This window comes from Streptomyces ossamyceticus, from assembly GCF_001418475.1.
In the GTDB taxonomy this organism is placed as follows: Bacteria; Actinomycetota; Actinomycetes; order Streptomycetales; family Streptomycetaceae; genus Streptomyces; species Streptomyces ossamyceticus.
In genome coordinates this window covers 1-14209 of the sequence record NZ_LIQX01000079.1, presented here as the reverse complement: position 1 = coordinate 14209, position 14209 = coordinate 1, and the positions used below count along the sequence as shown (strand labels likewise).

The 14209-nt window shown below is 70.9% G+C and carries 12 protein-coding genes; 3 read left to right on the top strand and 9 right to left on the bottom strand.

The window, feature by feature from the left end:
• Window positions 1-187 precede the first annotated feature (187 nt).
• The gene (locus tag AOK15_RS44890) at window positions 188-574 is read right to left on the bottom strand and encodes a hypothetical protein (RefSeq protein WP_157870183.1); all 387 of its coding nucleotides are present in this window, start codon (window positions 572-574) and stop codon (window positions 188-190) included.
• A gap of 448 nt (window positions 575-1022) precedes the next feature.
• On the opposite strand from AOK15_RS44890, the gene AOK15_RS43730 reads away from it, so the two are divergent.
• The gene (locus AOK15_RS43730) at window positions 1023-2222 is read left to right on the top strand and encodes a carboxylate--amine ligase (RefSeq protein ID WP_205632093.1); all 1200 of its coding nucleotides are present in this window, start codon (window positions 1023-1025) and stop codon (window positions 2220-2222) included.
• Here the strand turns inward: AOK15_RS43730 and AOK15_RS43725 are convergent.
• The 8 genes from AOK15_RS43725 to arfA form a co-directional block, all read right to left on the bottom strand.
• Window positions 2212-2364 carry a hypothetical protein gene (locus AOK15_RS43725; RefSeq protein WP_157870182.1) on the bottom strand — a complete coding sequence of 51 codons (153 nt, stop codon included), beginning with the start codon at window positions 2362-2364 and terminating at the stop codon, window positions 2212-2214. The genes AOK15_RS43730 and AOK15_RS43725 overlap by 11 nt on opposite strands.
• A complete protein-coding gene (locus AOK15_RS43720; RefSeq protein WP_055513973.1) occupies window positions 2364-3056 on the bottom strand; it encodes a hypothetical protein in 693 nt (230 codons plus the stop codon). The genes AOK15_RS43725 and AOK15_RS43720 overlap by 1 nt, the downstream gene beginning before the upstream one ends.
• A 25-nt stretch (window positions 3057-3081) precedes the next feature.
• Entirely contained in the window at window positions 3082-6276 is a 3195-nt protein-coding gene (locus AOK15_RS07225) for an EAL domain-containing protein (protein WP_240508338.1), read from the bottom strand.
• An 8-nt stretch (window positions 6277-6284) separates the two neighbouring features.
• Complete coding sequence (galE, locus tag AOK15_RS07220) at window positions 6285-7343, bottom strand: UDP-glucose 4-epimerase GalE (RefSeq protein WP_055513967.1); 1059 nt, start codon at window positions 7341-7343, stop codon at window positions 6285-6287.
• A gap of 135 nt (window positions 7344-7478) precedes the next feature.
• Window positions 7479-8453 (bottom strand): UDP-glucuronic acid decarboxylase family protein, encoded by a 975-nt coding sequence (locus AOK15_RS07215; RefSeq protein ID WP_079058349.1) that lies wholly within the window; start codon window positions 8451-8453, stop codon window positions 7479-7481.
• Window positions 8454-8487: 34 nt separating this feature from the next.
• Window positions 8488-9819, bottom strand: coding sequence for a UDP-glucose dehydrogenase family protein (locus AOK15_RS07210; protein ID WP_055513965.1), 1332 nt, complete (start codon window positions 9817-9819; stop codon window positions 8488-8490).
• 30 nt (window positions 9820-9849) lie between these two features.
• A complete protein-coding gene (gene galE, locus AOK15_RS07205) occupies window positions 9850-10878 on the bottom strand; it encodes a UDP-glucose 4-epimerase GalE (protein WP_240508337.1) in 1029 nt (342 codons plus the stop codon).
• Between the two features lie 328 nt (window positions 10879-11206).
• Window positions 11207-12721, bottom strand: a complete 1515-nt coding sequence (gene arfA, locus AOK15_RS07200) for an arabinosylfuranosidase ArfA (protein WP_055513963.1) — start codon at window positions 12719-12721, stop codon at window positions 11207-11209.
• A gap of 291 nt (window positions 12722-13012) precedes the next feature.
• Between arfA and AOK15_RS07195 the strand changes: the two genes are divergently transcribed.
• Both AOK15_RS07195 and AOK15_RS07190 read left to right on the top strand, forming a co-directional pair.
• Entirely contained in the window at window positions 13013-13633 is a 621-nt protein-coding gene (locus AOK15_RS07195; protein ID WP_055513961.1) for a hypothetical protein, read from the top strand.
• A partial coding sequence (locus tag AOK15_RS07190) for a toxin-antitoxin system, toxin component (protein WP_240508336.1) occupies window positions 13630-14209 on the top strand: 580 nt, incomplete at its 3' end. The genes AOK15_RS07195 and AOK15_RS07190, both read left to right, overlap by 4 nt.

Genomic DNA, 14209 nt, shown 5'->3' with positions numbered 1-14209 from the left:
CCTCGGCGACCAGGCCACCGAGAGATCGGCCCGCGAGGATCTGGCGCAGGCCAAGCACGAAGGTGGAGGCGTCGATCTCGCACGGCCCGCCCGGATGGCCGTCGCTCCAGTCGAAGACACCCGTGACGCGTACGGGTTGCCCTCCAAGGGGGACATTGCCGGGGTGGTGGTCGCCGTGGGGCCAGCCCTAGGTCAGTGTGGCGTCGGCCAGGGCCGTGTCGAGCAGCCGGCGCAGCGCCTCGAACTCCGCGGCTCTGCGGCCGGATCGGTAGCGGAGGATCGCCTCGGCGAGTTCCGTCAGCCGCGACTGCCACCACGGCAGGGCTCGTTCGGCTGCCGGACAGCGACGCCCGGTCGCTGCCCGTGGTTCCGCCGGCAGACGCAGGGCGGGGGCGGCCGCCGAGCGCGGGTCGTGGGAGGGAGTCCCGGATCGCTCGCTCGGCCGGGACTCCGGTGAGTATCTGCTGGGCGAACGCGCCCGAGGGCCCGGCCGAGCCGACCACGCGGGGCAGCACATCGCGCCAGGGGTCCAGGCGCCGGTCCGCGTCCAGTCGTCGCAGGACGTCGTGTTCACGCACCGTGACGGCGGCCGCGAACTCGTCCCTGGGGTGCTTCACCACCACGTCCTGCGCGCCGCGGTGGAGCTCGAAGACCAGGAGTCCGGCCTGCAGACGCGAGCGGCGCGGGAACACGGCGATGTCGCAGGGACCGAATCCGCGCACCAGCCGGCGGGGCCTGAGGCGGTCGTCGAGGCCGCCGAGGGCACGGGGAAAGTGGAGGGGGAGCAATCCGGAGAGCGAGGACATCGTGGCGGGTGTCTTCATACCAGTCCTTGCCGGGCTGCCCGCGAGCAGGACCCGCGTCAGTCGCCATAATGGGCATAACGGCTATATCGCACTTATCAAGTGTAGAGCGTCGCCCGCGTTCGTTCCTTCCGAGAGATCCGCACCGCGAGAACCGCTCCGGGCGGGCCTCTCCCCACAGAGGGGTCGGTGGTGTCCTTGCTGGACAATGAGGTGCCGGTGCTCCTGACCAGGATCGGCAACTACCCGCTGCACCACGGCAGTCTGGGCGTGGTCCGCACCGTGGGACGCCTGGGCGTGCCGGTTCACGCCATCGTCGAGGACCGCTTCACCCCGGTGGCACTCTCCCGCCATGTGACCCGCAGGTTCGTGTGGCCGACGACGGGCACGGAGGACCCGGAGCGACTCACGGACGGCCTGATCTCCATCGGCCGGGCGACGGGCGGACGTTGTGTGGCGGTGCCGACGGACGACGAGGCGGCGATCCTGCTGGCAGAGCACGCCGACCGGCTGAAGGAGCACTTCCTTCTCCCGCCCGTGCCGGCCCATCTGCCCCGCCTGCTGGCGGGCAAGGCGAGCCTGCACCGCATCTGCGCCGAGGCCGGTGTGCCGTCACCGCGGTCGCGCGCGCCGCGCGACCGTCGGCAACTCGTCGAGGCCGGACGCGAGCTCGGCTATCCGCTGGTGCTGAAGAACCTGGAACCCTTCAGCCGACTGCGCTCCCCGGCCGTCGGCAGTACGACGACGGTGCGGGACGAACAGGAACTGCTCGACCGCTTCCCGGACAGCGCGCCACCGCCGGTCCTCGTGCAGGAGTACATCCCAAGACGGCAGGCGGAGGACTGGATCGCCCACCTCCACTGCGGTCCCGGCGGTGTGCCCCGCGTGCTGTTCACGGGCCTGAAACTGCGCTCCTGGCCGCCGTTCGCAGGGGTCACCACCCGGGCGGTGGCACTGCGCAACCCGGAACTGGCCCGGCTGACGGAGCGGCTGTGCCGCCGGATCGGCTACAGCGGTGTGGCCGACCTCGACTGGCGGTACGACCGCCGGGACGGGCAGTACAAGCTCGTGGACTTCAACCCGCGCACGGGCGCCCAGTTCCGCCTCTTCGAGAACACCCACGGAGTCGACGTCGTCCGCGCCCTGCACCTGGACCTGACCGGTCGTGAGGTACCCGACGGCCCCCAGGTCGAGGGGCGGGTGTTCGTCGTCGGCCAGTTCGACTTCCCGTCGGTGGCGGCGTGGCTGGCCAAGGAGGGCAGCCTGCCGTCGGACCTGCTGCACGTACGTCCCACGGAACGGGCGTGGCTCAGCGGGGACGATCCCCTGCCGGCCGTGGCCGAGGCCGTCCGGTTCACGGGGCTGGTGACGCGCCGCCTGGTGCGGGCGACGCGTACCGGGCGGCTCCTCAGGCCCTGACCGCACGTCCCGCGGAGTGCGGGGCCACGATGCCGAACAGGCCTTCCCCGTCCTCGGACGGGCAGATCAGCGTGCGCGCCCGCGCGGTCCCGCGCACCCAGTCCGCGAAGCCCTGGTGGGTAAAGATGTCGTCGATGAACATCAGGCCCCCGGGGGCGAGCACCCGGCCCACCCGTTCCATCTCGAACCGGGCGTTCCCGGGCGGTGTGCAGGCTGTCGTGCACGAACAGGTCGACCCGGCCGAGCTCGCGCAGCAGGCCCGGCAGCCGTCGTCTGCTGGATCCCTCGCGTACGACCATCCGGACCGCCGGTGGGCGGGTATCGCGATGCCCGTCTGGGCTCTGAGATCTGGGCTCTGAGATCCGGCTCGAAGAGGTGCGGGAGGTCCACACCCCACAGGTGCCCCTCGCCGTTGTGCTCCAGCGCCTCCAGCACGATCCGGCTGGTGACGCCGCGCGGCACGCCCGTCTCGACCACCACGGCCGGGCGCGTGTGACGCACCGTGCACCACAGCGCCCGGCCGAGGGCGGCGTCGCCGTCGCTGTACTGCACGTAGGTGTGGCGTCCGAAGGCCGGTCCACGGTCGTGGACCTCCCGGACCACCGCGTTCCAGACCTCCTGGCCGGCCTGCCGCTCGGAGCAGGGCCACGGGACATCGAGCCACTGGTGGAACCGGAGCTCCCACAGATCGTCCACGTCGTGGTCCACGGGGTGCTCGAAGCAGCTGGCGAGCCCCTCCGGGACGAGACGTACCGCCTCGCGGCGATTCGTCGCAACGGCCTGCACCAGATGGCGCAGACGACTCGCCGTCTCACGGCGGAACTCCTTGTCCATGGTGCATCAGCCTTCCATCGCGTGGTCATCGGAACGTCGGGGCGTCGTCGTGCCGGAGCAGGGCGGTCTCGCTCTCCCCCAGGTCCATCGGCGGGGCGAAGAGGAAGCCCTGCCCGAACCCGCACCCCATGGAGGTGAGCAGTTCACGCTGCGCCTGCCCCTCGATCCCCTCGGCGATCACCTGAAGGCCGAGGGTGTCGGCCAGGCGGATGATCCCCTCGACGAGGGCGACCTGCCGGGGCTCCTCCGGGATGTCGTCGATGAACGTCTTGTCGATCTTGAGGACGTCGATGGGGAAGTCCCGTAGATAGCGCAGCGAGGAGAACCCCGTGCCGAAGTCGTCGACGGCGATCCTGATCCCCATGTTCTTGAGCGTGCGCAGAAGTCTGTCGATGTGGTCGTCCCGCCGCACGAGCACCGACTCGGTCAGCTCCAGTTGCAGCGATTCGGGCCTCAGGCCGGAGTTGTCCAGGGACCTGCGCACCTCGCCCAGGAAGCCCGTGTCGCGCCATTGACGGGCGGAGACGTTGACGCTGACGTACGGCGGGACCGGCCGTGCCGTGCGGCTTTGCAGCCGGGCGATGTCGGCCGCGGCGTTGCGCAGCACCCAGGCGCCCAACGGCGTGATCTGACCGGTCTCCTCGGCCAGCGCGATGAACTGCAGCGGTGAGACCAGACCGCGTCGGGTGTGCGGCCAGCGGGCCAGCGCCTCGAAGCCCACGACCTCGCCCGCGGCGAGGTCCACCACCGGCTGGTAGAGCAGACTGAACTCCTCCTCCTCGATCGCCCGGCCCAGGCGTACCCGCAGGTCGTGGCGCTTGGCCATGTTCTCGCGCAGTTCGGGCCGGAAGCGGCGCCACTGGCGCTTGCCCGAGGTCTTCGCCGCGTACAGGGCCAGGTCTGCCAGGGCCAGCAGCTCCTCGGGGTCGGTACTGTCCATGGCCGTCGCCACCCCCACGCTGGCGGAGACGTTCACGGAGCCGGCGGACAGCTGGAAGGGCCGGTTGAGGCTCTGGATCACCTGGGCGGCCAGCAGTTCGGCGTCCACGGGCTGCCTCGCGCCCTCTATCAGCACCGCGAACTCGTCCCCGCCCAGACGCGCCGCGGTGTCGGTGCGGCGCACGGTCTTGGACAGGCGCTCTCCCACCGCGGTGAGCAGTTGGTCACCCACCGCGTGGCCCAGTGTGTCGTTGACGGTCTTGAAATCGTCCAGGTCGATGAAGAGCAGACAGGTGAGTATCGCTTCCCTCCGGCCGCGCAGCAGCGCGCGCTCGGTCCGCTCAAGCAGCAGCGTCCGGTTGGGCAGGCCGGTGAGCGAGTCGTGGAACGCCCGCTGGGTGAGTTCGTGCTCCAGCTGACGCTGCTCGGTCACGTCCCGGAGGGTGACCACCAGTCCATGTACCGTGCGGTCCTGCCTCAGATCACGGCATCGCACCTCCACCTCGATGCGGCCGCTGTCCCTACGCACCCACCAGTAGTCGTGGGCCTCGTCCTGCTTGCCGCCGTGCAGGACGGCCAGTGTCCGGCGCATCCGGTCGTGGTCCCGGGGATCGACCAGTTCCCGCAAGGCCGTGCCCGTCAGTGCCGCACTGCCGAAGACGGCCGCCGCGGACGCACTGGCGTACCGCACGGTCGCGTCCTCGTTGAGGACGATGACGACCTCCGAGGGGTTGTGCAGAAGTGTGTGGAAGTAGGTCTCGCTCTCCTTGCGGACGATCTCCCGCCGCAGTTCCGCACGCTCCGCCGCGAGACCCGCGTGCGCGGCCAGCATCTCCAGGGGGTCGCTCAGCTCGGTGAGCTGCCGTTCGGGTCCGGCCGCCAGGAGCGCGCCCGCGAGTGCGTCGCCGCTCGGGCGGCCGGGCCGCGCCATGGGGCACAGCAGGGCGGTGGGCAGATCACCCAGACGGGTGGCCAGACCCGGCCCGAGGTCGGCGACGTCGACGATCCGGGCGCCGCCGGTGGCGGCCGCCGGCTCGCCGCGAGGGACTTCCCTCGGGCCCTCGCCGGATCGGTCGGCGGGCGCCCGGGCCGGCAGTGCGCACAGCCGTCGGGCCTGCTGGGCCGGGACCAGCATGGCCGCGTGCGGGACGCGCGGTCCGAACAGTGACGCGACCGCCGTGACACAGGACTGTTCGATCTCCCGGGCTCCCGTGGCCGCGACGAGTGAGGCCGTCGCCGCGCGCAGTGTCCGCTCACGCGCCACGGACTCGCGGTGGAGGGCCATGAGCAGATGCGCGAGACGGATGATCACGAGGAGGAACAGCAGGACCGCGAAGGCCGCCAGGGCCGTCGCGCCGTCGCCCCCGCCCGGTCCTCCCCCGAGGAACAGGACCGTGGGCGCCGGCAGGGTGGCGACGGCGAGCAGCGCGATCCGGCCCCACGGTGGGCGGACGGACCTAGGCGCCATGGCCGGAGCGGTCAGCCTCCTCATCGAGGGGTGCAGCGCGGCCAGCCCCCAGGCCGTGGCGAGGACGAACCATCCGGGGTCCAGCAGGGCGCCGGTCTGCCCTGGGCCCCCGAGCCGTACGACGCCGTGGGCGATGTCGAAGCCGAGCAGGCCCACGGTGCCGAGGCCGAGCAGGTGCAGCGAGCGCTCCCGGCCGAAGGCGGGACCGCTCACCAGGAGCAGGGTCACGATCGCCAGCACCAGCAGGTCGCCCACGAGGTAGGCGACGCTCGTCGCACGCTGCTCCCAGGTGAGGCCGTCCCGCGTGGTGAGCGGCCGGATCAGCCCCGCCCAGAGCGGCACCGCGAGCGCGGCAGTGATGATCACCGTGTCCAGCAGGCCGGGCAGATCACGGCCCGCCCGGCGGTACCGGACGAAGCCGGCCAGCCCGGCCACGGCGAGCGGGTACAGGGCGAGACGGACGGCGTCCGCCGCGGTGAGGGGCGGGTCAGCGGCGTGGGCCTGTGTGTGGGCAGGGAGGGTGCCCGCCGTCAGGGCCAGCAGCCCGGCGGCGAGGGCCGGCCATGGCCACCGGTGCGCCGGCCGGTTGAGGCTGACGCCGGTGAGAACGGCCGCGGCGCCCGCGAGACCCACGAGGGCCCCCATGGGGGTGCGCAGGGCCGGAAAGATCGCGTAGAGGCAGACGGCGGCCACGGCCAGGCAGACGTGGACCGTCATCAGCCGGTGGACCGGCGGCACGCGCCCGGCGCCTCCCCGCGTCCGGCGAGGCCGGGCCGCGGTGTACGGCCGCGCTTGCTGCTCGATGGTGGGCACGGTGGATCTCAGCGCTCCTTCGACCTGGGCCGCCGGGGAGACCCCGCGTAGCCGTTGGGGTTGTGCTGCTGGAAGCGCCAGACGTCCCGGCACATGTCGTCGAGGTCCCGCAGGGGGCGCCACCCCCAGGCACGTGTCACGGCGGTGGCGTCGGCGACGAGTTCGGGCACGTCACCGGCGCGGCGCGGCTCGATCTCGTACGGGATGTCCTTGCCGCAGGCCCGGGAGAACGCGGTGACGACGTCGAGGACCGAACTGCCCTGGCCGCGGCCGAGGTTGTAGACGTGCATGCCCGAGGTGCCGGCGAGGCGGTCCAGTGCGACGCGGTGTGCCTCGACGGCGTCCATGACGTGGACGTAGTCGCGGACCGCGGTCCCGTCGTGCGTGGGGTAGTCGCCCCCGTACACGGGGAGCCGCTCCCGCAGTCCCACGGCGACCTGCGCCACGGCGGGCATCAGGTTGTCGGGTGGACCCTGCGGGTCCTCGCCCAGCAGCCCGCTGGGGTGGCCGCCCACCGGATTGCAGTGCCGCAGGCACAGCACCGTCCACTCGGGACGCCGACGGCAGATGTCCGCGAGGCCCTGCTCGCACGCCCACTTGGAGGCGGCGTAGGGACTGCCGGGCCGGGCGGGGGTGGACTCGTCGAGCGGTCCGGAGCCGGCGTCGCCGTACAGGGAGCAGGTCGAGGAGAACACCAGCTGGTGCACCCCGTGGTCCTGCATGGCGCGCAGCAGGACCGTGGTGCCGCCGACGTTGGTGTCGTAGTACTCGACGGGCATGCTCATCGAGCGGTTCACCGACTTGAGGGCCGCGAAGTGGATCACCGCGTCCACCGTGTGCCGGTCGAAGACGGCCGACAGGGCCTGCCGGTCGCGGATGTCCAGCTCGTAGACGGCACCGACGAAGCGGCCGGCGATCCGTTCCACCCTGGTGAAGACCTGCGGTGTGCTGTTGGAGTAGTCGTCGACCACGATCAGCTCATAGCCGTGGTCGAGCAGGTCGACGCATGCGTGACTGCCGATGAAGCCGGCTCCACCGGTGACCAGGACTGTGGATGGAGCGCTCATGGCCTGAGCCCCTAACGGCGTACGCTTACATCGTACATATACGACAGTTACCTTTTTGTTCCACCAGGTCAAGTGCGCGCCGACGTGACGATGCGGAATCCCGGACGCGAACCGGCCGTCCCCCACCGCGTCGGATCAGCATGCCGCGGGTTCCTCGTCCGCTCGGTCCCGTGAGAGGCGACGCTGCCGGGACGTGAACCATCCGACGGTCTCGCGCAACCCGTCCTCCATCGGCACCCGGGGGTACCAGCCGAGCTGGTGCTGTGCCTGCGTGATCACAGGACGCCTGCGGGCGGGATCGTCGACGGGCAGCGGACGGAACTCCAGCCCGGAGGTCGACCGGGTCGTCTCGCAGACCAGGTCCGCGAGTTCCCGCACCGTCCGTTCGCTGGGGTTGCCCAGGTCCAGAGGGCCCGGGACATCCGAGTCGATCATGGCGAGAAGGCCCCGGACCATGTCGTCCACATAGCAGAAACTCCGGGTCTGGCTGCCGTCCCCGTAGAGGGTCAGCGGTTCGCCGGCCAGCGCCTGCCGGATGAAGGTGGACACCACCCGGCCGTCGTGGGGGCGCATTCTCGGTCCGTACGTGTTGAAGATCCGCACGATGCCGACGTCCGTGGACAGGCTGTGCCGGTAGGCCATGGACAGCGCCTCGGCGAACCGCTTGGCCTCGTCGTAGACGCTGCGCGGCCCCACCGGATTGACATTGCCCCAGTAGTTCTCCCACTGGGGGTGGATCACGGGATCGCCGCACACCTCGCTGGTCGACGCGAGAAGGAAGCGCGCATCGTGGCGGGCGGCCAGCCGCAGGGCGTTCTCCGTTCCCCTGCTGCCCACCGCCAGCGTCTCCAGGGGGCGCCTGTGGTAGTCGGGGGGCGAGGCGGGGCCGGCCAGATGCGCCACGGCATCGATCCGTCCCGGTACGTCGATCCCGGTGGCGACGTCGGCGTAGACGAAGGTGAAGCCGGGGTGTTCTCTCAGATGGGCGGTGTTCCCCGGTTCACAGGACGAAAAGTCGTCCAGGCACACCACGCGGTCTCCCCTGCTCAGCAGGGCTTCGCACAGATGCGATCCGAGAAAGCCACCTCCACCGGTGACGGCCACACGCATGTTTCCTCCAGGAAGTTGTCCGGTTCGGGCGGCCTCATGCGGAGGCGTACGTCCGGTTCGTCGGCGGACGTCCGAGCGCGCTCAGCGTCCAGCCCGCCGACTGCCATGTGGTGGCGTCCAGGGTGTCCCGGGCGTCGAGGATCTTCCGGCTGCGCACCACGGAGGCGAGCCGGTCGGGGGAGACGTCCCGGTATTCGGGCCACGCCGTGAGATGCAGGACGAGGTCCGCGTCCTCGCACGCCTTGGGCACGTCGAAGGCGTACTGCAGCTCGGGGAAGCCGCGCCGGGCGTTGTCGAGGGCCTCCGGGTCGTGCACCCGGACCTCGGCGCCCTCGCGCTGGATCGCCGACGCGACCTCCAGGGCGGGGGAGTCCCGCACGTCGTCGCTCCCGGGCTTGAAGGCCGCTCCCAGCACCCCGACGTGCCGGCCGGTGAAGGAGCCGCCCACCAGGTCCCGTGCCAGGTCGACCGTTCGGGTGCGCTGCCGCAGGTTGATCTCGTCGACCTGGCGCAGGAAGGCGATCGATTCGCCGGCGCCCAGTTCCTCGGCGCGCGCCGCGAAGGCACGGATGTCCTTGGGGAAGCGGCTGCCGCCGAAGCCGAGGCCGGGCTGCAGGAACCGGTGCCCGATGCGCGAGTCCTCGCCGACGGCCTCCGCCAGCGTCACCACGTCGGCGCCCGCCGCGTCGCACACCTCGGCCATGGCGTTGATGAACGAGATCTTGGTGGCGAGGAAGGCGTTCGAGGCCACCTTGACGAGTTCGGCGGTCGCGGGGTCGGTGCTGAAGAAGGGGACACCGCTGATCAGCATGGGCTCGTAGATCTCCCGCAGGACCATCTCGGCGCGCCGCGACTCGGCGCCCACGACGATGCGTTCGGGACGCCTGGTGTCGGACACGGCGAAGCCCTCGCGCAGGAACTCCGGGTTCAAGGCGACCTCGCTGTGCGGGGCGACCGCCCGCAGGCGTGCGCCCAGGCGGGCCGTCGTGCCGACCGGTACCGTGGACTTGCCGATGATCAGGCTGCCGGGCCGCACCAACGGTGCCAGGCCGTCGATGACGGCATCGACCTGGCGGACATCCGCCGCTTCACAGCCGGGCATCTGCGGGGTGCCCACGCACACGAAGTGCACGTCGGCGAACCGCGCCGCGTCGGCCAGGGAGGTGGAGAAGCGCAGCCGTCCGGATGCGAGGGTGCGGGTGAGGAGCTCGTCCAGTCCCGGCTCGTGGATCGGGGAGTGCCCCTCGGTCAGGGCCGCGATCCGCGCTTCGTCGGTGTCCACACCGAGGACCTCGTGGCCGATGTCCGCCATACACACGGCGTGCACCAAGCCCACGTATCCGGTGCCGATCACTGTCATCCGCATGGCGATCTCCTTGCTCAGGGCACAGACGGGTCAGTCCGCGTAGCCGAGGGGGTTGAGCTGCCGGAACCTCCAGGCGTCCCGGCACATCGCGGCGAGGTCACGGGTCGGGCGCCAGCCCCATTCATGGGCGACCTCACGCGGATCGGCGACGAGTTCGCTCACGTCGCCGGGGCGGCGGTCCTCGACCGTGTACGGGATGTCCCTGCCGCAGGTCTCGCCGAAGACGGCCAGCAGTTCCAGCACGGACGTGCCCTCTCCGACACCGAGGTTGAACACCCGCATCCCGGGTGCGTCGTCGAAATGCTCCAGCGCCACCCGATGCGCCTCGGCGACGTCCATCACGTGGATGTAGTCACGGACGCCGGTCCCATCCGGGGTGGCGTAGTCGTCCCCGTAGACCGTGACGCTCTTCCGCTCCCCGTCGGCGACCTGCGCCAGGCGGGGCATCAGGTTGACCTCGCCGCCGCGGGGGGACTCGCCGAGCAGACCACTCGGGTGCGCGCCCACAGGGTTGAAGTAGCGCAGGGACAGCACCCTGAACTCCGGACGGAGCCGGCACACGTCGGCGAGTATCTGCTCGCACGCCCACTTCGACGCGGCGTAGGGGTTCGTGGGCCGGGCCGGGTCCTGTTCGCTGAGCAGCGCCTTGTCGGTCTCGCCGTAGATGGAGCAGGAGGAGGAGAACACCATCTGGTGGACGCCGTGTTCGTCCATCGCGCGCAACAGGGACGTCGTACCGCCGATGTTGGTGTCGTAGTACTCGATCGGCTTGCGCATCGACTCTCCGACGGCCTTCTTCCCGGCGAAGTGCACCACCGCGTCCACGGAGTGGTGGTCCAACACGTCGGACACCGCACGTGTGTTGCGCACGTCCAGTCGGTAGACGGCGCTCAGAAAACGGTCGGCGATCCTCTGCACACGGGAGTAGGCCTGGGGCGAGCTGTTGGAGTAGTCGTCGACCGCCACCAACGAGTAGCCGTGATCGAGCAGTTCGACACAGGTGTGGCTGCCGATGAATCCCGCTCCACCGGTGATGAGGATGGTTGACGGAGCTGGCACGAGCCTCTCCTTCACAACTCACGGGATCGCCGGCCGCCGAAGATACGGGCGGGGTGTGCGCCGTGATCCGGCTGCCAGAGGAAAGCGGCCGGCTCCGTGCTGGGCCCAGGACCGCGTCATCGCCGCGGTCTGCCGCGGGGGGGGGGGAGGTGGACGAACGCGAGGACCGCCTCGACGTCCCACCTGCATCCGTACTAAGTATGTTTATGATGTATACGTACACTTTCCTCCGGTTTCGCCTCAGGGTCAAGTGGACCTGCCGGCGCAGCCGGGACCCGGCCGCCGGCCAGGCCACAAGGGGCGGACCGGGAGCCCGCCCCTGGAGCCCTCAGCCCAGGCGAATCACGTTCCAGGACAGCGGTTCGAGGACGGACTTCAGGACGCCGCCCTCGATCGAGGTGTCCTCGCCCGTGTGCGGAACGACCCGCTCGGGCGCGGCGAGCGTGTTCCGGGCGTCGGGGTCGGCGTCGGCCAGCACGCTGTGCTCCACCACCCGGCTCAGGTCGAGCCCGCCCAGTGCGACCTCCAGCGGAAGCGCCTCCGTACGGCTCCGGTTGACCGCGAACACGGTCACCGACCCGTCCTCGGCCCGCACGGCGGTGGCGTGCAGCAGGTCCGCCTCCCCGTACTTCTCCGTCGCGTACGTCGGCGAGTCCACCCGTACGTCGAGGACCCGGCCGCGGCCGTACCGCGCGGCCTGGGCGAACGGGAAGAACGTCGTCTGGCGCCAGGCGGGACCGCCGGGCTCGGTCATGATCGGGGCGATGACGTTGACGAGCTGGGCGAGGCAGGCGACGGTGACGCGGTCGGCGTGCCGGAGCAGCGCGATGAGGAGGGAGCCGAAGACGACGGCGTCGGTGACGCTGTAGTTGTCCTCCAGGAGGCGGGGGGCCTCCGCCCAGTCCCTGGTCTCGGAGTTCTCGATCTCGTGCCACTTCGAGATGTACCAGACGTTCCACTCGTCGAAGGAGAGGTTGATCTTCTTCTTCGACTTGAGCTTCGCGCCCACGTGGTCGGCGGTGGCGATCACGTTCTCGATGAAGGACTCCATGTCGACGGCGGAGGCCAGGAAGGAGTCGATGTCGCCGTTCTCGGGCTGGTAGTAGGCGTGCAGGGAGATGTGGTCGACGAGGTCGTACGTCTCCTCCAGGACCGTCGCCTCCCAGGCGGCGAAGGTCGGCATGGACTGGCTGGAGGAGCCGCATGCGACGAGTTCGACGCCCGGGTCGATCTGGCGCATCGCGCGGGCGGTCTCGGCGGCGATCCGGCCGTACTCGGTGGCGGTCTTGTGGCCGGTCTGCCAGGGGCCGTCCATCTCGTTGCCGAGGCACCAGAGCTTGATGCCGAACGGGTCCTTGTCGCCGTGCGCGGCACGCAGGTCCGACAGGGCGGTGCCGGCGGGGTGGTTGGCGTACTCCTGGAGTTCGAGGGCCTCGGCGACGCCTCGGGTGCCGAGGTTGAGGGCCATCATGGGCTCGGCCTGCGGGCCGATCTTCTTCAGGAAGGCGATGTACTCGGAGAGGCCGAACCGGTTGGTCTCCGTGGAGCGCCAGGCGAGGTCGAGGCGGCGGGGGCGGTCCTCGACGGGGCCGACGGAGTCCTCCCACTTGTAGCCGGAGACGAAGTTGCCGCCGGGGTAGCGGATCGTGGTGACACCCAGCTCACGGACCAGTTCCAGGACGTCGGTGCGCAGGCCCGCCTCGTCGGCCGCCGGATGGTCCGGCTCGAAGATCCCGGTGTAGACGCAGCGGCCGAGGTGCTCGACGAAGGAGCCGAACAGTCGGGGATTGACCTCACCGACCTGGAAGGCGGGGTCGAGGGTGAAGCGGGCTGTGCGGGCCATGGACATCCTTCGTGTTCGACATTACGAATGCAGATCGTTCAGCCGAACGGGACGCTATGTTCGCCGGTGGGGAGAGTCAATGGGGGGCCCACAGGGCGAGCAGGGCCGACCGGCGAGAGGGCGACCGGGGCCTGTCGAGTGGCCTTTCGAGTGGCCTTTCGAGTGGGCTTGTCGGGCGGCTTGTCGGGTGGCTTGTCGGGGGGGCTGTCACCTGTCAACGATCGTTGGTTCGTTTTCAACGATCGTTGGATTTCCGTGGTGTTCAGGCCATCGGGCACGTAGGGTCTGGCCGTGCCCGACCTCCCCGAACCCCTCTCCCGCACCCTTGCCCGTCTCGACGCCCTCACCGCCCGGACCGGGGCCGATCGGGGTCAACTCCTCGACGTCTGCGCCCTGTCGGAGCGCACCGCGCTCGGTGAGGACGTGGTGCGGACGCTGCTCGACGGGGGTGAACCGCCGGGCGACCGGATCGACGACCGGGTGCGCGGGCGGGTGCGGGCGCTGCACACGGCGTATCTCGCGCGCAGCGGCAAACGCACCGTCGACGTCTGCAAGGAGGTCGCGCAGCGGCTGTCGATCAGCCCGGAGTGGGCCCGGCAGCTGCTGCTCGGCAAGAAGATGCCGAACGTGCCCGACCTCACCGAACTCGCCGCGTTCTTCGGCGTCGAGGAGGGCGTCCGGTTCTTCACCGACCCGGCCGCCGCCGTCCTGGACCGGGAACTGCGCCGGGTGCTGGAGGGCCTGGAGGGGGACGGGGCCGAGGGACCGCTCGTGGAGTTCGCGACCCGGCACGGAGTGGTGACCCTCGCGCTGCGCGGGGGGCGGATGAACCTGACCCGGCGCAAGCAGGAGGCCCTCGCGGTGATGCTCGAAGGGCTGCTCGGCGTCGACGAGGAGGAGCCCGGGACATGAGCCGTCGTGAACCGGGCGGCGTACGTCCGCGCGGGTCGACCGGGGCCGCCGCGGCCACCGGTGTCCTCGGCCGGGTACGGGCCGCGCTGCTGCCCACCCGGTCCGCCGCCGAGCGGCGCAGGCTGACCGCCGGGCTCGCCAAGGCGGTCCGGGCCCGGCTGGACGGCCCCCTGGGGGTGCGGGAGTTGGGGGCGGCCCTGTGCGCGGAGATGAGCGCGCGGCGCGGCGGACGGCCGGTGGAGCTGCGGTTCGAGCGGTTCCCGGACGAGATAGAAGTGACGGGGCTGTGGATGGAGTTCCCCGACTTCGACCTGGTGATCGTCGAGGAGCGGGCCGCTCCCGTGCAGCAACTGGTGATCCTGGGACATGAGTTGTGGCATCTGCACGCCGGACACAGCCACCACCGGGTGCCGGGCGCGGACGCCGCCACGTTCACGCTGTCCGGCGGGCCGGGCTGGCCCGGGTCCGCCCTCGGGGTCGCCGCGCGCAACGGCTCGCACGCCTCGGCCGAGCAGGAGGCCGAGGACTTCGGCCACCGGCTCGCCACCGTCCTGCGCCCCTGGGCGGACACCGGGC